This is a genomic window from Solwaraspora sp. WMMD1047 (genome assembly GCF_029626155.1).
Lineage (GTDB): Bacteria > Actinomycetota > Actinomycetes > Mycobacteriales > Micromonosporaceae > WMMD1047.
On sequence record NZ_JARUBL010000001.1, the window covers coordinates 2,993,227 to 3,010,200 of the forward strand.

A 16,974-nucleotide genomic window follows, 5' to 3' on the forward strand; every position below is an offset into this window, starting at 1 on the left:
TCGGCGGTGCGGCCCCGCGTCAGGCGTAGTTGATGGGCAGGCCGGCGGTGCCGGCGCCCTTCATCGACCGGGTCAGGTCCTTGTCGCTCGACCAGAGAAAGCACTTCATGCCCCGGCTGCCGTTCTCCCAGTCCTCCGGACTCGGCGGGTAGACGATCGTGCCGGTCCGGTACCGCAGGTTGCCGTCGTCGGGGACCTTCGCGTAACCGGCGACCAGCTTCCGGCAGGCCCGGTTCTGCCGCTCCTTGTCGCCGCTGAACGCCGAGTAGCTGCCGGCCGGCGCGTCCCAGACCCCGACGAACTCGGCCTTGTGCTTCTCGGTGCAGGCGACCGGCTTCATCTCGGTGATGTCGCCGTCGACCAGGGTGGTCTGGAAACAGCCGTACCGGATGTCGGACGAGTCGCCGAGCGCGCCCTTGAGGCTGCCGGTGCGGATGACCAGGTCCTCGTCGTCCAGGCTGCGGATCTGGCCCACGTCGCAGCGGTACCAGCGGGCCCCACCGCTCCACCCCTGCGGCGACGGCAGTACCACCTGGACCGCCATCGGCCCGCTGCGCCAGGGCGCGCCGAGCGTGTCGTTGATCCGCTTCTCGCAGTCCGCCCGGGCGGTCTTCATGCCCGGCGAGCCGGGCTGCGGCGGCGCGGGCAGGCCGGCGTCGGCGCCGGTGAAGGTGCCGACATGCACCGTCTCGGCCTTGTGCGACTGCCCGCAGTCCACCGGCTCGTAGGAGTGCAGGTAGCCGACCTCCTCGAACCGCGGGTGACAGTCACCGGCCTGCGGTACCAGGGCGACCGGTTCGGCGACGGGAGCCCAGTCGTCGGTGAGGTCGCCGTCCACCCCGGCCGGCGTCCCGCAACCGGTCAGGGCCAGCGCGGCCACGCCGGCCAGGGTCAACGCGGTCAGCAACCGACGTGCCATCGGATCCGTCCTCCCCGTGTCTGCCGACGGCTCCGACCGGGTCGCCGGCGGGCGGCGGCGGGCCGTCGGCCGAGGAGCTTACTGCATCCTCGCCAACGGTTACTCGGAGCTTGCGCTGGCGTTGAAGGCCTCCACCGTTGGTTCGATGCCGTCCGCGCCCACCACCTCGGCCCAGGCGTCGAAGCCACACTGGAAGGCGACCACCCCCGCCTCCGGCAGCGCGATCTCGATCGCCTCCAGGATCTCGGTCGGCGAGAGGCCGAGCTCCAGGGCGACCCGGATGTGGCTCTGGATATGGCTCTTCGGCGCCCGGATCACGGTGAGGCTGGTGATGAAGATCAGTTCCTTGGTCCGCCGGTCGAGGGTGCGCTCCTTGAGGTACGCGGCGTGCACCATCTCGTTGGCGGCCTTCAACGTCTCGTAGTCGTGCTTCGCCATGATCTTGTGATAGTTGAGCACGTACCCGCGGCTGCGGGCCATCGCGTCGATGTACTCCTGCCGCTCGTCCGGCGGTGAGGTGTCCTGAACGGTCATCAGCTGGCCTCTCGATCTGAAGATGGTGTGCCGGTGGGGGTATCCGCGGGTGGTGCGTGGAACTCGATCCCGGAACGGGCCTCGACGTACGCGGCGATGTGGGTGTGGTCGGCGTCGCCGCGCAGGGTCCGCCGGGCCGCGGTCCACTCCTGCAGACACGCCGCCGCCACGGGCGTCGGAGTGCCGGTCTCCTGCGCCAGGTCGAGCGCGGTGCGCAGGTCCTTGACCATGAGCTGGAGGGAGAACCCGGCGTCGAACGATCGGGACAGCACGTAGCGGGCCATCTTGACCCGGGTCGCGTGGTTGCCGCCGGTGGAGGAGTTGAGCACGTCGAGCATCACCTGCGGCTGCAGGCCGAACCTGGTCCCGATGGCCAGCACCTCCGAGGCCGCCACCAGGCCGATCGCCGACAGCAGGTTGTTCAGGGCCTTCATCGCGTGGCCCGCGCCGGCCGGCCCGACGTGGGTGGTCGAGCCGAGGGCGTCCAGCAGCGGCCGGGCCCGCTCGACCGCCTCGGGCTCGCCGCCGACCATGATGGCCAGCTCCGCGGTCTGCGCGCGGGCCACCCCGCCGGAGACCGGCGCGTCCAGCATCAGCAGCCCTCGCTCGGCGGCCCGGGCGGCCAGCTCCACGGTCGAGGTGGGGGAGGCCGAGCTCATGTCGATCACCAGCGAGCCGGGGGCCAGACCGGCGAACAGCCCGCCCCGGTCCCCACCGGCCAGCACGGCCTCCACGGCGGGGGAGTCGGGCAGCATCAGAATCACCGCGTCGACCGCGCCGGCCACCTCGTCCACCCCGGCGAGCGGCACCGACGTCGCGCCGTACTCGCCGGCCAGCCGGTCGGCCTGTTCGGCGCGCAGGTCGCACAGGACCAGGTCGTGACCGGCCTCGGCCAGGTGTCGCGACATCGGCGTACCCATGGCGCCCAGTCCGACGAACAGCACCCTCATCGTGTCGACTCCTGTCCTGCGAACGGGTTGAACGGGTCGCCGAGCCCGGCACCGAGCCCCAGCCACACCGTCTTCACCTCGGTGTACTCGTCCACTGCGTCGCGCCCGTTCTCCCGGCCGACGCCGCTGAGACCCCGCCCGCCGAACGGCGTCAGGTGCGAGGTGCGGCGGTAGGTGTTGACCCAGACCGTGCCGGCCCGCAACCGCCGGGCGAGGCGGTGCGCCCGCCGGACGTCGTCGGTCCAGACCCCGGCGGCCAGCCCGAACGGGGTGCTGTTCGCCAGCGCCACGGCCTGCTCCTCGGTCTCGAACCGCTGTACGCAGACCACCGGCCCGAAGATCTCCTCCTGGACGATCCGCATGTCGTTCTCGACGTCGCCGAAGATCGTCGGTGCGACGAACAACCCGTCGCCGGCATCGCCGGTCGGACCGCCGCCGGCCAGCAGCGTGGCGCCCTCCCGCCGGCCGGCCTCGATGCGGGCCAGCACGTTGTCGTACTGCCGCCGGCAGGAGATGGTGCCCACCTCGGTCTCCCAGTCCATCGGGTCACCGAGCCGGATCCGCCCGGTGCGGGCCACCAGCCGCTCGACGAACTCGTCATACACCGACGACTCGACCAGCACCCGGGAACCGGCCACGCAGCTCTGGCCGGCGGCGGCGAAGATCCCGCCGACCACCCCCTCGATCGCGGCGTCCAGCCGGGCGTCGGCGAAGACCAGGTTCGCCGACTTGCCACCCAGCTCCAGCGAGTACCGGGCCAGCGAGTCGGCCGCGGCCCGGGCGACGGCCTGGCCGGCGGCGGTGGAGCCGGTGAACGCGATCCGGTCCACGTCGGGGTGACCGGCCAGCACCGCGCCGGCCCCGGCCGCGCCGGTCACCACGTTGAGCACCCCCGGTGGGACGCCGGCCTCGGCGGCCAGCTCCACGAACCGCAGGGTGGAGACCGGGGAAATCTCCGACGGCTTGATCACCATGGTGTTCCCGGCCGCCAGCGCCGGCGCGAGCTTCCACACCAGCAGACTCAGCGGGCTGTTCCACGGGGTCAGGGCGGCGACCACGCCGACCGGCTCACGCACCGTGTAGGCCAGGTCCTCGGCGCCCATCGGGATGGTCCGGCCGCAGATGTCCTCGGCCACCCCGGCGAAGAACGCCAGATGCGCGGCGAGTCCCCGGGTCTGCGCGGCCTGCTCCCGGATCGCCTTGCCGTTCTCCCGCACCTGCAGGGTGGTCAGCTCATCGGCCTCGCGGGCGACGACCTCGGCGAACCGGCGCAGGACACCGGCTCGCGCGGTCGGGGTCAACGCCGGCCAGGGCCCCTCCCGCAACGCCCGCCCCGCCGCCGCCACCGCCGCGTCGACCTGCTCCGGAGTTGCCTCCGGCACCCGCGCCCAGCAGTCACCCGAGTACGGGTCGCGTACCTCGATCCAGTCGCCCGTGCCGGCGACCCACTCGCCGTCGATGAGCATCCGCCGGTCCTGCCTGCCTGCGGTCCGCCGTGTCGCCGTCATCACCCCTCCGCCTGTCGATGTCCGGGCCCGAAGGGCCGCTATCCGAGCCGCTCGTCGCCGGCGAGGGCCCGCCGGAACCGCAGCCGGATGCTCTCCCCGTTGCGGTCCAACCGGTCGTACGGGGTGTTCCCGGGGGCCACCAACACCCGGACGAACGCCAGCCCGTCGCCGCGCAGCAGCGCCCCGGCGGCGGCCAGCTCCGCCGGCTGGCGGACCGTGGTGGCGGCCGGGAAGCCGGCCGCCAGTGCCATCGCCGCCAGGTCGGCCCCGTGCGCGGTGTGGGTGGCCTGGCCGCCGGTCAGCTCGTAGCTGCCGTTGTCCAGGCAGAGCACCCCGAGGTTCGCCGGCCGCTGCACGGCGACCGTGGCCAGCGCGCCGACGTTCATCAGCAGCTCGCCGTCGCCGGTGACGACGAGCACCCGCCGGTCCGGCTGGGCGAGCGCCAGCCCCAGGCCGACCGAGACGGCCGCCCCCATCACGCCGTCCATCGCGAACACGTTGGCGCCCTGGTCGGTCAGGGCGGCCACGTCGTTCGCGGCGTTGCCCAGGCCGGTGACGACAAGCAGCTCACTCGCGTCCCCGAGCAGCCGATCGACCACGTCCCGCCGATTCATCGCGTCTCCCTGTCCCATGCCGCCCGCCATCACGCCGGCCCGAACTTCTTGGCCCCGAGCAGCCGCTGCCCGAGCAGCACCGCCACCGCCTGCCCGCCCTGGTCGACCATGCCGATCGCGGCCTGCAGGACCGGCGCCACGTCGTCGGGGGAGTCGGCCCGGCAGGTGCTCACCCCCATCGCGTGCAGGGTCGCGGGCACCGCCCGCCCCATCGCGAACTGCCACGGGTTCTGCTCGCCGAACTCGCCGCGCATCGTGACGAGCGTCAGGAACGGGATCCGGCAGTGCTGGATGAGGGAGAGGAAGTTGATGGTGTTGCCGACCCCGCTGCTCTGCATCAGCAGCACCCCCCGGGACAGCCCGAGGTGTGCCCCGGCGACCACGCCGACGCCCTCCTCCTCGCAGGTGAGCGGGATCGCCCGGACCGCCTCGTCGGCGTGCGCCAACTCGATCAGGCGGCGGTGCCCGGAGTCCGGCACGTAGCAGAACTGGGTGGTGCCGCGTTCGCGCAGCGTCGCGTACGCCTGGTCCTGCCAGCCGGTCATGCCCGGCCCCCGGCGGCCGTCGTCGCGGCGGCCTTCGTTCCGGCGGCCCGGCCGAGCACCGCGCCCGCGGTGAGCCCGGTCCCGCTCGGGTAGTTGAAGTAGTAGAGGCCGCCGACCGCCTCGCCGCAGGCGTACAGGCCGGGCAGCGGCCGGCCGGCCCGGTCCAGCACCGCCGAGTCCTCGTTCACCCGCACGCCGCCGAAGGTGAAGGTGATGCCGCAGGTCACCTCGAAGGCGTAGAACGGCCCCTTGGTCAGCGGGGTGGCCCAGTTGGTCTTGTCGATCGCCAACCCGTTGGTGCGCTTGCCGTCCTTGACGTACGGGCTGAAGTCGGTGGCGCCGTCGACCGCCTGGTTGTACTCGGCGACCGTGCGCAGCAGCTGGTCGCGGTCCACCCCCTGGGTGGCGAGCCGGTCGGCGATCTTTTCGATCGAGTCCAGCTGCAGCCGGGCCGCCTCCGGGTTCTTGTAGTGGTACTCGGTGGTCATCAGGTCGACGGCCTGCTGGTCGAAGAGTTGCCACGCGGTCTGGCCGGGCTGGCGCAGGATCTCCCGGCCGTACCGGGCGTAGGTGTACGCGCCGAAGTCGCTGCCCTCGTCGATGAAGCGCAGCCCGTCCCGGTTGACGGTGATGCCGAACGGGTAGCTCTCCCGCTCGAAGACGTGGTTGGCGTCGGCCCGGCCGGCCTCGCCCGAGCCGGTGCTCCAGGCCACCGCGTGGCAGCCGGACCAGTTGCCGTACGGCACCCCGCCGTGCTCCATCGCGATCCGGAGGCCCCGGCCGGTGTTGAACCGCGAGCCGCGTACCTTGGCCAGGTCCCAGCCGGGGCCGAGCGCGCGGGTGCGCCACTCGGTGTCGGCCTGGAAACCGCCGCTGGCCACGATCAGCGCGTCGCCCTCGAACGACACGGCGGTGCCGTCGGAGCGGCGGCCGGTCAGCGTCCACCGCCGGCTGGTCGGATCCTGGCTGGCGTCGCGCGCCTCGACCCCGTACACGATGGCGACGCCGGCCTTCTCGGCCGACTTCAGCAACGCCTCGGTCAGTCCGACGCCGGCGCCGCTGACCTCGACGAAACCGCCGTGCCAGCCGGGGCGGCTGTGCCGGGCCCGACCGGTCTCGTCCACCACGATCGGGGACCGGAACGGTACCCCGAAGGTCGACATCCAGCTCAGCGTCTCGAAGCTGCGCGACACCACCTGGTCGGCCAGTTCGAGGTCGCAGCGGTAACCGGTGACCCGCCCCCAGTCGGCCAGGAAGTCCGACTCGTCGTACCGGCGGTGGTCCTCCAGGCCCGCGGCGTCGCCGAGCTCCATCGGCCCGACGATCCGCTCCAGGTCGGTCAGGTCGTCGTAGGCGATCCGGAACAGACCTCCGGAGAAGTACGAGTCACTGCCGTAGGAATCCCGTTCGGCCCATTCGACCACGGTGGCCCGCGCGCCCGCCTCGACGGCGGCCAAAGCGGCGCACAGTCCGGCGTTGCCGGCTCCGATGATGACGACGTCCGTCACTGAAACCATCCCTTTCCCAGCCTTGGTCGATTCAGCCCTTGTAGGTGTAGACCCGATTCCACAGCGAATGTGATCCCCAGATTCCGGAGCGCACGCTTTCCAGCAGGAGCACCTGGCTGTGGTCGACGAAGAGGTTGACCTCGGCCCCGTAGTGCTTGATGTACCACTCGAAGACCCGTGCGTCGGCGGCCTCGAACATCAGCCGCTGCAGGCCGAACGCCTCGGCGAAGGCGGAGACCACGTCGGTGCGCCAGGTCGTCACCGACTCGGTGACCCCTTCGGACTCCAGCAGCACCAGGTCGGCGCCGGCCTCCAGGGCGGCCCGGCCGCGCTGGACGGCGAAGCTGACCGAGCCGGTGCCCTCGGCGGCCAGCGCGCCCGCGTCGGAGGTGCCGCCCGCGCCGAACTGGATGCCCACCTCGGCCTTGACCTTCATCGAGGTCCGCGCGGCCCGCTCGACCAGGCGCAGGTAGTCCGAGGTCGGCAGCGAGATCATGCCGGCGGAGACCTCGACCACGTCGAAGCCGAGCTCCTCCAGCGCGCCGAAGTAGCTGTCGACGGCGGCGGCGCCCTGGCCGACCACGGATTCGATCAGTCCGCCGGCGCTCACCTGTACGCCGTGGTCGTGGCAGACCTCGACGATCCGGGCCAGCGCGGGCCGGGGCAGCAGCGCCAACGACGGCCCGGGGATCTTCATCCAGTCCACGTACTCGGCCGCCGCGTCGAGCAGGTCCTGCAGGTACGCCGGTCCGAAGGTGCTGTAGTACGGCCCGCGAACCTCGGTCACCCCGACCTCGCGGGGCTTGCCGGCGCGCTCGTTGCGGCGCAGGAACGGCAGGCTGGTGCCGCCGACCGGGTCAGTCATGACTGGTTCCTTCCGTGGTGGTGGTCAGGCAGTCGGCGGCCCGGCCGCCGTCGGCGAGGGCGGCGACCGCCCCGACCAGCCGGGACTGCCGCGCCGGGGTGAGCAGCCCGGTGGTGATGGCGGTGAACTTCTGCTCGGCCGACGCCCAGCCCGGACCGGTGGCCGCGGAGACCGCGGCGCGGGCGGCACGCCGCCCGCCGTCGGCGTCGGTCACCTCGACGTGCGCGCCGTTGGCGTCCGGGTAGGACTGCTCCGCCTGGTCGTCGACCCGCAGGGTGACCTTCGCGGCGAGGCGCCGGACCGCGGCGTCGGCGCCGGTGCCGACGTCGAGGTAGCGGCGGGGGTCGGTGGCACCGCCGAGCAGGGCCAGCGCGACCGAGTACTCGGTGCTGTACTGCGCGGCGATGACGTCGCTCGGGTCGGGGTTGCTGTTCTGCGCGAGGGCGCGGCGGGAGGTGCCGACGAGCACCCGGTCGACCCGGTCGCCGTCGACCGGGGCGAGCGCGGCGGCGGCCTCCACCGCGCCGTGCACGGCGGCGCAGGCCGCGTACGGCTTGAGGTAGATCTCGTCGACCAGGTGCCGGTCACCGAGCCCGTCGGCGAGCGCGTGGTAGGCGGGCTCCGGGTCGGTCGAGAAGGTCGGTACGAAGCCGAACTTGCCGGCGACCGCGGCGGGCGGGCCGGCCAGCCCGGCCCGCTGCACGGTCGCGGCGAAGTACCCCGCCTGGGCGGCCCGGCCGGCGTGCAGCCGCTTGACGTTGCCGGAACCGACGCTGAACGCCTTGATGCCGCCGCCGAACGAGGCGGCCAGCCCCACCGCCCCGGCCAGACTGGCTGAGCCCGCGGCACCGGGGGTGCCGTTGGTGAGCAGCCGGGCGGCGGCGACCGCGGCGCCCATCGGGCCGACCTGTCCGGTGGCGTGGAAGCCCTTCTCGCCGAAGCCCAGGCCGGTGGCCCGGGTGATCCGACCCATCACCTCGTACCCGGCCACCACCGCGGTGATCAGGTCCCGGCCGTCGGCGCCGGTGGCCTCGGCGGCGGCCAGGGCCGCCGGGATCACCACGGCGCCGGGGTGGCTCATCGTCGGCAGGTGGGTGTCGTCGAGGTCGAATCCGTGGGCGGCGGTGCCGTTGACCAGGGCGGCGATGCCCGGCGGCAGGGCGCCGGGCCGGCCGACCGCGTGCCCGCCGGGCCGGTCGCCCGGCGGGGTCAGCTCGCCGCCGTCGGCGAGCGCGGTGAGCAGGGCGCGGGTCCAGGGCAGCGGCATGCCGAGCAGGGCGCAGCCGAGGTGGTCGAGGATCAGCGCGGCGGCCGACTCGACGGTGCCGGCGGGCAGGTCGGTGAAGCGCAGGCCGGCGGCGTACGCGTACAGCTGATGTTCCGAATCCACGACGCCTCCCATCCCTTGCTCAATGACTGACAGTATTACGGTCTGATCGTATGACGGTCAAGGCGCGTATGCGAATCCACATCGCCTTTTCTCAAACTGTTTCCGGGCACGGCGGAATGCGCTCGGAGTGGGAAATCAACGCCGAGAAATGATCTGTTCGGTTGTGGACTTTCGGGATCAGACCTCGGTTTTCTGCCCCGCCATCTGTCGCAACGCCACCGTCGCCGCCTGCTGGACATGGAACGCCGCGGCCCCGGCGGCGGCCTCGGCGTCACCGGCCACCGCGCACTCGCAGATCCGCCGGATCTCCTTGAGCGTCTCCGGCTGCCGGCCGCTGGCCCGCAGCGACACCCCGCGCAGCAGCTGCACCCGGGCGTGCAGTCCGAACAGGATGCCGGTCATGATCTCGTTGTGCGCGCCCGCGCAGAGCGCGTCGTAGAACGCGTCCTTGGCGGCCAACGCCTCCTGCAGGTCGCCGGAGGCGAAGGCGGTCTCGACCTCGTCGACGGTGGTCTGCAACCGGCGCCGCTCGTCCGCCGTGGCCCGCTGGGCGAACAGCCGCGCCGCCAACGCCTCCAGATCACCCCGCACCTCGAAGAGCGCGACCGCGTCCTCGCGGCTGAGCACGGTCACCACCGGGCCCCGGTTCGGGACGATGGTGACCAGCCCTTCGGCCTCCAGGTGGCGCAGCGCCTCCCGGACCACGGTCCGGCTCACGCCGTACTGGTCACAGAGGGTGCGCTCGACCAGCCGGCTGCCGGGCTCGTGCTCGAACATCAGGATCGACGACCTGATCTGGTTGATCAGCTCCTGCCGCAGCGGCGCGGCGACCCGGAGCAACTGCCTCGGGGTGCCGTCGATGGCGGTCTCGGAGACCGCCCCGGTGCGGTATGAGCGGGAACCGTTCACTGGCTTCACCTCGGTCGACTGATGTTCGGAAGGCGGGTTCGGGACTATCGACGCATCGGGATGTCTCGTCGTCCCGGACTATCGTCGTACTGTATAACCCGGTCGGTCGCGGTCACCGCAACGCCGTGGTGACCAGGCCGTCACCGTCGCTCCAGGCCATCTCCCCGGGCCGGAAGGTGACCCCGCCGAAGACCACCTCGCAGTCCACCTCGCCCGCCCCCTCCTGCCGGGGCTTGCGCGGGTTGGTGCCGAGCGCCTTGATGCCGATCGGCACGTTGCGCAGCTCGTCGACGTCCCGGACCGCCCCGTGGATGACGATCCCGACCCAGCCGTTGCCGGCGGCCACCGCCGCGGTCCGGTCGCCGAGCAGGGCCGTGTGCAGCGATCCACCGCCGTCGACGACCAGGATCCGACCCTCGCCCGGCTCCTCGACCACCCGCTTGACCAGCACCGTGTCGCCGTCACACCGCACCGTCCGGATCCGACCCTCGAACCGGTCCCGCCCACCGAACTGCCGGAACTGCGTCTCGCAGCTCTGGTAGCCGGCCCCGATGTCGTCCATCAGGTCCGCGGTCATGCTTCCCATGGCACTCCTTCCGACTACTTGATCGCGACGGCGTTGGCCGGGGAGCCGACGCCGCCGACGAGGTTCAGTGGCTTGGCGGTCAGGAAGAACTCGTAGACCCCGTCGGCGGCGCACGAGCGCGCCAGCGGCTCCAGGTTCCACAGCTCGCCGATCAACATGCCGAGCAGCGCGAGCAGCGGCCGGTGCAGCATGCCGTTGTGCGATGGACCGGCCGGCGGCGGCGGCTCGTCCGGGTCGATCCAGCCGGAGTCCGGATTGACCGGGGTCGCCTCGAGCCCGGAGTTGTCGGCGGCGATCAGCGCGAACCGGTGGTCCCAGAGCCAGGCCAGCATCTCCTCGGACTGGATCAGCCCGGGGTTGCCGGACCGTCCCTTGCCCTTCGGCCGCTGGTCGAGCGGCAGCCCCAGGAAGAACGGCACCCAGCCGAGCCGCAGCAGCAGGATGTCGCCGGGCCGGAAGGCGATCCCGGCGTCGGCGGCCGCCGCGTCCAGCTCCGCCGGCGTGATCATCCGGTTCGTGCTCAGGTCGATCGGGTCGCCGATCTTCTCGAAGTACCGCCCCAGGTCCAGCAGCACCCCGCGTCCGGCGATCCCCTTCTCGGCGACCAGCCCGATCCCCAGGTCCGGCGTGCCGACGTCGACCGCCTCGTCGGGCACCCCGCCGTAGAAGCCGTGCTCCGGGTGCCGCATGTGTCGCAGCCCGTCGATCTGCGAGGTCGCCTGCAGATAGAACGAGTCGAGCCAGTCGTCGCGGTGGTTCGGGTTGTTCGAGAAGATCCGGTGCTGGGTCGCCGGCCGGGTGCCGGCCGGGCTCGGCACGAAGGTGTTCACCGGGTAGTCCAGGTTGAACAACTCCCCGGTGCGGATCAGCCCGGCGGCCGCCACCACCGCCTCCGGAGTGACGTTGTTGGCCGAGCCGAGCTGGTCGCCGGGGCCGAAGACCCCCCACGACGAGCCGGCCGGCGCGTCGGTGCGCTCGCGCAGCTCCCGGTAGGTCGGGAAACTCATCCGGCACTCACCTCCCGGGGGGTGAACCGCAGCAGGCCGGCGCCGGCCGCGGTGGGGTCGAAAACGGCGCGTACCGGCAGGTCGATGCGGACCTGGTCGGGTTCGACGCCGATCAGGTTCGTCAGCACCCGCGGCCCCTCGGCCAGCTCCACGTACGCGATCACCACCGGCCCGGCCTCCCGGTAGGCACCCGCCGGCCGCCGGTTCACCGTGAAGCTGTAGACCGTCCCGTCGCCGGAGACCGGCACCAGCTCCAGCCCGTCGGCGAGGCAGCGCGGGCAGCGGGACCGGGGATACCAGCTCAGGCTCTCGCAGGACGGGCAGTGCACCACCCGCAGCTCCCCGCGCGCCGCCGCGTCCCAGTAGCCCCGACCGGTCGGGTCCTGGTGCGGCTCCGGCGTCGGCAACGTGGTCATCACACGTCCTCCCGTCCGAGGATCAGCGTCGACGCCGCCGACCGGGTGCCCAACGCGTGCCCCTGCCCCTGCACCAGGGCGAACTCGCAGTCGGGGACCTGCACCTGCGGGGCGGCCTCGCCGCGCAGCTGCCGGACCGCCTCGATGGTGCGGATCATGCCGCCGCGCCGGTCCGGGTGGTTGTTGCACAACCCGCCGCCGTCGGTGTTGAACGGCAGCGCGCCGTCCGGGGCCAGCAGGGCGCCGTCGGCGACGAACCGGCCGCCCTCGCCCTTGGCGCAGAAGCCGAGATCCTCCAGCGACATCAGCACCGTGATGGTGAACGAGTCGTACAGCGACACCATGTCGATGTCGCCGACCGAGATGCCGGCCTGTGCGAACGCCCGGGGCCCCGAGACCGCCGCCGCGCTGTGCACCAGGTCGATCCGGCCGGCGCCCGGCGTCTTGACCGCGTCGCCGTGGCCGACCACCCGCACCCCGCGCCGGGGCAGCCGCCGGGCCACCTCCGGCGACACCAGCACCACCGCGCCGCCGCCGTCGGTGGTCACGCAGCAGTCCAGCCGGTGCAACGGGTCGCTGATCAGCGGCGAGTCGAGCACCTGCTCGACGGTGACCGGGTCGCGGTAGAGCGCGTGCGGGTTGAACTGCGCGTGGTGCGAGGCGGCCACCCGGACCTGGGCCAACTGCTCGGCGGTGGTGCCGAACTCGTGCCGGTGCCGCTGCGCGGCGATCGCGTACGCGGCCGGCTGGGTCAGGCCGTAGACGCCCTCGAAGCCGTCCTGCGGGACCGGCCCGCCGGTCGAGCCGCGCGGCTGGGAGCGGGCCAGCCCGCCCATCGCCACCAGCACCACCGAGCAGACCCCGGCCGCGATCGCCAGCGCCGCGTGCCCGATCTGGGTCGGGTACGACGCGCCGCCGGTGTCGGTGGAGTCGTAGTAGGACAGCGACCCGAGACCGAGGTGGTCGGCCATCGACACCAGGTTCACGCCCTGGTGTACGCCGGCGTAGCAGAAGCCGTCGACGTCCTCGACGCCCAGGCCGGCGTCGGCCAGCGCGCCGTGCGCCACCTCGGCCACCACCCCGGCGACCGAGCCGTCCGGGATGATCCGCTCCGGGTGCTCGTACGCGCCGACGATGACCGCCGATCCGCGAGCGCTCACGGCGTCCCGACCCCGGCGGGACGGGGGCCGATCAGCTCGGCGGCGTTCCCGCCGATCATCCTGCGCACGTCGTCGTGGCTGCGGCCGGCGTCGAGCAGGGTGCGGGCCATCCGGCGGAATCCGGTGACCGGCAGCGGGTTCTTCTTCTGCCCGAAGTCCGAGGAGATGATGGTGTTCTCCGCCCCGACCGCGTCGATGTACGCGGCGAACTCGGCCGGGTCGAGCTTGCGGGCCACCGCGATGCACTGCTCGATCTTGGCGCCCTGCCGGACCCAGTCGGCGGTGCGCTCCGGGGTCGCGCCGATGACGAACATCGGGTGGCTGACCACGATCCGCCGCACCCCCGCCTCGCGGGCCGCCGGCAGCAGCGCGTCGATCTCCTCGGCCCCCAGGTGGCCGCAGTTGAGGATGGCGTCCTCGCCGGCGATGACGGCCAGCACGTCGCGGACCACCTCGCGGATCTTCCCGTTCTCGTCGAAGATGGTCTGCGGCTCGTTGGGCCGCAGCTTCACCGCCGCGTTGGAGAAGGTGCTGTCGGCGGAGTGGGTGTGGTTCGAGTGGGCCACCGAGGAGAGGGTGGGGAACCAGACGATCCGGCCGCCGGTGCGCAGGGTCAGCTCCACCGCGTACGGGTTGATGCCACCGACCGTGCGGTTGAGCGCGATGCCGCCGAGCACCTCGATGTCGATGTCGGCCAGGCCGGCCGACTGCAGCGCCAGGATCATCGGCTGGGTGCTGTCGTGGTGCGACTTGCAGGCGATCGCCCGGAAGCCGGCCCCGGCGGCGTCGCGGGCCGCGTCCATGATGCTGATCCGGCGCGGGAACGGGCTCGGGCTCGGGTGGGTGTGCAGGTCCACCGCGCCGACCAGGAGGTCGTCCACCTCCGGGTCCGGGGTGGCCCGGTCGCCGTCCAGGTCCGGGTGCGGCTGAGCGGTCACGTCCATGCTGGCGCCTCCAGGCGTAGTGGTGGGGTTCGCGTTCATATCGCGGTGTCGAAGGTCGCGGTGGTCGCCGCCCGGACGTCGTCGACGCCGATGCCGGGGGAGAGGTCGATCAGGACCAGCCGGCCGTCCCGTACGTCGAAGACGCAGAGGTTGGTGTAGACCCGGTCCACCACCGCCCGCCCGGTCAGCGGGTAGCTGCACTCGTCGACCACCTTGGGCCGGCCGGACCGGTCGGTGTGCGTCATCACCACCCAGACCCGGGGGGAGCCGACCACCAGGTCCATCGCCCCGCCGACGCCGGGCTGGCCGCCGGGCACGTACCAGTTGGCCAGGTCGCCGGCGCTGTTGACCTGCAGCCCGCCGAGGATTGCCGCGTCCAGGTGGCCGCCGCGCACCAGCGCGAACGACAGCGAGGAGTCGAACGCGGCGGCGCCGGTGTGCAGGGTGGTGTAGTTCTTGCCGGCGTCGCAGAGGTCCGGGTCCTCGGACCCGGGTTCGGCCACGTCGCCGATGCCCATCAGCCCGTTCTCGGAGTGGAACATCACCTCGATGTCGGGTGCCACGTGCCGGGCGACCTTTGTCGGCATGCCCAGCCCGAGGTTGACGTACCAGCCGTCGCGCAGGTCGGCGGCGACCCGCGCCGCCAGCGCGTCCGAGCCCCGCCCGGCGGCGGTCACGACCGCACCCCGGCCGCCTGGGCACCGGACGGCGTGCCGTCCGATCTGGCTCCGGACAGCGCACTATCCGATCTGGCCCCGGACAGCGCGCTGTCCAATCTGGCTTCGCACTGCACCACGTGGGTGACGAACGGGCCGGGCAGGTGGATGTCGTCCGGGTCGAGCACCGCCTCGGTCTCGGCGTGCCGGACCTCGACGATGGCGATCCGGGCGGCCATCGCGCAGAGCGGGTTGAAGTTGCGGGCCGCGAGCCGGAACCGGAGGTTGCCGTACCGGTCGGCCCGGTGCGCGGTGACCAGGGCGATGTCGGGTCGCAGCGCGTGCTCCAGGACGTAGTCGCGGTCGCCGATCCGGCGGGTCTCCCGGGCCGGCTGCCGCGCGGCGGGTTCGCCGTCCGGGCCGTACCGGCTGGTCAGTCCGCCGTCGGCCAGGATGGTGCCGACCGCCGTCGGGGTGTAGAACGCCGGAATGCCGGCGCCGCCGGCCCGCAGCCGCTCCGCGAGCGTCCCCTGTGGCACGAGTTCCAGCTCGATCTGCCCGGCCTGGTACCGGTCGAGGAACTCCGGCCGCGCCGGGAAGGTGCAGGTGAGCTTCCGGACCCGCCCCTCCCGGACCAGCCGGGTGATCCCGTCGTCGTCCTTGCCGGCGTTGTTGGAGATCACGTGCAGGTCGGTCACGTCCCGGTCGCAGATCGCGTCGATCAGGTTGAACGGGATGCCGGCCCGGCCGAAGCCGCCGATCGCGACGCTGTGTCCGGAGCGGACCTCGGCGGTGGCGGTGGCCGGGTCCGGAACCAGCTTGTTGATCATCGGTCCTCCTCCGCGCCGGTCAGGGCCGCCCGGAAGCCCTGGTACGAGGTACGCAGCGCGCGGGCGAAGATGCCGGTGTCGTTGCCGACCAGCAGGTAGTCGCAGCCCTGGTCGGCGCGGCGGGCCGCGTCGGCCGGGTCGGCCGCCACCGTGCCGACCGGCTTGCCGGCCGCCACCGCCCGCTCGATCACGTGGTCGATGGCGGCGGAGACCTCGGGCGACTTTCCCGACGCGCCCATGCTCAACGCCAGGTCGCTCGGGCCGATGAAGACCGCGTCGATGCCCTCGGCGGCCAGGATGGCGTCGATGTCGTCGACCGAGCCGCGCTCCTCGACCATCGCCACCCGGGCCACCTCGTCGTCGCCGTGGCGCAGGTACTCGGCCCGACCGCCCGGCAGCATCCCCCAGCGGCCGGCCCGCGACGCGAAGCCCATGCCGCGGGCGCCCCGGGGCGGGAACAGGAATTGCCGGCCGAGCGCGGCGGCCTCGGCGCCGTCGGAGACGTGCGGGAACAGCAGCCCGTCCACGCCGGCGTCCAGGTAGCGCTGGGCGTCGCCGTAGCCGTGGTCGGCGACCCGGACCAGCGGCCGGACGCCGAGGCTGGCGTAGAGCACCGTCATGTCGTAGACGTCGCGGACCGACAGCAGCGCGTGCTCGGTGTCGATGACGACGAACTGCACGCCGGCCCCGGCGATGATCTCGGTCAGTTCGGGGGCCGGGATCTTCACGAACATCCCGAGCGCCGGCCCGTCGTCGCCGCCCAGCAGCGACCGGAACGAGGTCATCGCAGCCCCTCCGGCATCGGGTACTCGTCGGCGTTGGTGACCTTGCCGGGGGTCAGCGAGAAGTCCACCCGCGGCGGGGCGAAGATGTCGATGAGCTGGTTGAGCCGGGGGCCGACGCTCTGCGAGGTGTGGATCTGCGGCGGCGGGATGATGGTCACCGACGGGGAGCCGACCCGGCGGTGCTCGTCGGTCCGCCAGGTGGTGGAGTCCTTCCCCCAGGGGCTGCGTACATGGTGGATCCACTCGCCGTGCACGACCAGCGACGCCTGCTCGAAGTCGTCGTGCTGGTGCGGCGAGAGCGCGGTCGGCTCGCGGCGGTGGTCCTTCGCCGGCGCCAGCTTGATCATCATGTTGGTGGTCCGGAAGGTGCGCTGCACCCCGTCCAGGTGGGTCAGCTCGGCCAGCGCGTACCGGCGCAACCGGAACCCGTCCACCGGGTCCGGCCACGGCACCAGCGGGGCGACCGGCGCGGCCGGATGCACCGGCACGGCGTACCGCTTCGCGCGGGCGTAGGTCGCGGTGGCGCTGCTGAACACCCGGTGCACGTGACCGGCGGTGAGCACCTCGATGACGCTGTCCCCGGGCGGGAGCACGACGAGCGTGTTCTCCTCGGCGGTGACCTCGTCACCGCTGGCGGTGACCCGGACCGAGGCGGCTCCGGTGGGCAGGATCAGGCAGTGCTCGTCGGGGTTGGCCTCGGTGACCAGCCGGGCGCCGGGGTCGACCCGGGAGGTGACCACGACGAAATTGGTGGCCGGCGCGTACCAGTGCGCGGCCAGCTCCCCGGTCTCGTCCGGGTCCCGGTCGTTGAAGTCGTGGTACGCGGCGATCGTCGGCTCGGACATCGG

General features: G+C 72.7%; 19 protein-coding genes. All 19 read right to left on the reverse strand.

Annotation, left to right across the window (positions count from 1 at the left end):
- Positions 1–19: 19 nt before the first annotated feature.
- Positions 20–904, reverse strand: coding sequence for a septum formation family protein (locus O7627_RS13820; protein ID WP_278098278.1), 885 nt, complete (start codon positions 902–904; stop codon positions 20–22).
- Positions 905–1,018: 114 nt separating this feature from the next.
- Positions 1,019–1,453, reverse strand: a complete 435-nt coding sequence (locus O7627_RS13825; RefSeq protein WP_278093908.1) for a carboxymuconolactone decarboxylase family protein — start codon at positions 1,451–1,453, stop codon at positions 1,019–1,021.
- Positions 1,453–2,403 carry an NAD(P)-dependent oxidoreductase gene (locus O7627_RS13830; RefSeq protein WP_278093909.1) on the reverse strand — a complete coding sequence of 317 codons (951 nt, stop codon included), beginning with the start codon at positions 2,401–2,403 and terminating at the stop codon, positions 1,453–1,455. Before O7627_RS13830 ends, O7627_RS13825 begins: the two co-directional genes overlap by 1 nt.
- The gene (locus O7627_RS13835) at positions 2,400–3,911 is read right to left on the reverse strand and encodes an aldehyde dehydrogenase family protein (protein ID WP_278093910.1); all 1,512 of its coding nucleotides are present in this window, start codon (positions 3,909–3,911) and stop codon (positions 2,400–2,402) included. The genes O7627_RS13830 and O7627_RS13835 overlap by 4 nt, the downstream gene beginning before the upstream one ends.
- Positions 3,912–3,949: 38 nt before the next feature.
- The gene (locus tag O7627_RS13840) at positions 3,950–4,525 is read right to left on the reverse strand and encodes a thiamine pyrophosphate-dependent enzyme (protein WP_278093911.1); all 576 of its coding nucleotides are present in this window, start codon (positions 4,523–4,525) and stop codon (positions 3,950–3,952) included.
- Positions 4,526–4,554: 29 nt separating this feature from the next.
- Positions 4,555–5,070, reverse strand: a complete 516-nt coding sequence (locus tag O7627_RS13845) for a hypothetical protein (protein ID WP_278093912.1) — start codon at positions 5,068–5,070, stop codon at positions 4,555–4,557.
- Positions 5,067–6,578, reverse strand: a complete 1,512-nt coding sequence (gene tcuA / locus O7627_RS13850) for an FAD-dependent tricarballylate dehydrogenase TcuA (protein ID WP_278093913.1) — start codon at positions 6,576–6,578, stop codon at positions 5,067–5,069. The genes O7627_RS13845 and tcuA overlap by 4 nt, the downstream gene beginning before the upstream one ends.
- Before the next feature lie 31 nt (positions 6,579–6,609).
- Positions 6,610–7,443 carry a phosphosulfolactate synthase gene (locus tag O7627_RS13855; RefSeq protein WP_278093914.1) on the reverse strand — a complete coding sequence of 278 codons (834 nt, stop codon included), beginning with the start codon at positions 7,441–7,443 and terminating at the stop codon, positions 6,610–6,612.
- A complete protein-coding gene (locus tag O7627_RS13860; RefSeq protein ID WP_278093915.1) occupies positions 7,436–8,833 on the reverse strand; it encodes an MmgE/PrpD family protein in 1,398 nt (465 codons plus the stop codon). The genes O7627_RS13855 and O7627_RS13860 overlap by 8 nt, the downstream gene beginning before the upstream one ends.
- A gap of 177 nt (positions 8,834–9,010) precedes the next feature.
- Positions 9,011–9,742, reverse strand: a complete 732-nt coding sequence (locus O7627_RS13865; RefSeq protein ID WP_278093916.1) for a GntR family transcriptional regulator — start codon at positions 9,740–9,742, stop codon at positions 9,011–9,013.
- A gap of 112 nt (positions 9,743–9,854) precedes the next feature.
- Positions 9,855–10,328 carry a ribonuclease E activity regulator RraA gene (gene rraA, locus O7627_RS13870; RefSeq protein WP_278093917.1) on the reverse strand — a complete coding sequence of 158 codons (474 nt, stop codon included), beginning with the start codon at positions 10,326–10,328 and terminating at the stop codon, positions 9,855–9,857.
- Positions 10,329–10,342: 14 nt separating this feature from the next.
- Entirely contained in the window at positions 10,343–11,335 is a 993-nt protein-coding gene (locus O7627_RS13875) for a cyclase family protein (RefSeq protein WP_278093918.1), read from the reverse strand.
- On the reverse strand, positions 11,332–11,751 hold the full coding sequence (locus tag O7627_RS13880; protein WP_278093919.1) for a Zn-ribbon domain-containing OB-fold protein: 420 nt from the start codon (positions 11,749–11,751) through the stop codon (positions 11,332–11,334). Before O7627_RS13880 ends, O7627_RS13875 begins: the two co-directional genes overlap by 4 nt.
- Complete coding sequence (locus tag O7627_RS13885; protein ID WP_278093920.1) at positions 11,751–12,911, reverse strand: thiolase domain-containing protein; 1,161 nt, start codon at positions 12,909–12,911, stop codon at positions 11,751–11,753. The genes O7627_RS13880 and O7627_RS13885 overlap by 1 nt, the downstream gene beginning before the upstream one ends.
- Positions 12,908–13,855 carry a DUF6282 family protein gene (locus O7627_RS13890; RefSeq protein WP_278093921.1) on the reverse strand — a complete coding sequence of 316 codons (948 nt, stop codon included), beginning with the start codon at positions 13,853–13,855 and terminating at the stop codon, positions 12,908–12,910. The genes O7627_RS13885 and O7627_RS13890 overlap by 4 nt, the downstream gene beginning before the upstream one ends.
- A 35-nt stretch (positions 13,856–13,890) precedes the next feature.
- Positions 13,891–14,532: a 3-oxoacid CoA-transferase subunit B gene (locus tag O7627_RS13895; protein ID WP_278093922.1), complete on the reverse strand. Its 642-nt coding sequence runs from the start codon at positions 14,530–14,532 to the stop codon at positions 13,891–13,893.
- Positions 14,529–15,341 carry a 3-oxoacid CoA-transferase subunit A gene (locus tag O7627_RS13900; RefSeq protein ID WP_278093923.1) on the reverse strand — a complete coding sequence of 271 codons (813 nt, stop codon included), beginning with the start codon at positions 15,339–15,341 and terminating at the stop codon, positions 14,529–14,531. The genes O7627_RS13895 and O7627_RS13900 overlap by 4 nt, the downstream gene beginning before the upstream one ends.
- Positions 15,338–16,126 carry an aldolase/citrate lyase family protein gene (locus tag O7627_RS13905; RefSeq protein ID WP_278093924.1) on the reverse strand — a complete coding sequence of 263 codons (789 nt, stop codon included), beginning with the start codon at positions 16,124–16,126 and terminating at the stop codon, positions 15,338–15,340. The genes O7627_RS13900 and O7627_RS13905 overlap by 4 nt, the downstream gene beginning before the upstream one ends.
- Entirely contained in the window at positions 16,123–16,971 is an 849-nt protein-coding gene (locus tag O7627_RS13910; RefSeq protein ID WP_278093925.1) for a hypothetical protein, read from the reverse strand. Before O7627_RS13910 ends, O7627_RS13905 begins: the two co-directional genes overlap by 4 nt.
- Positions 16,972–16,974 lie beyond the last annotated feature (3 nt).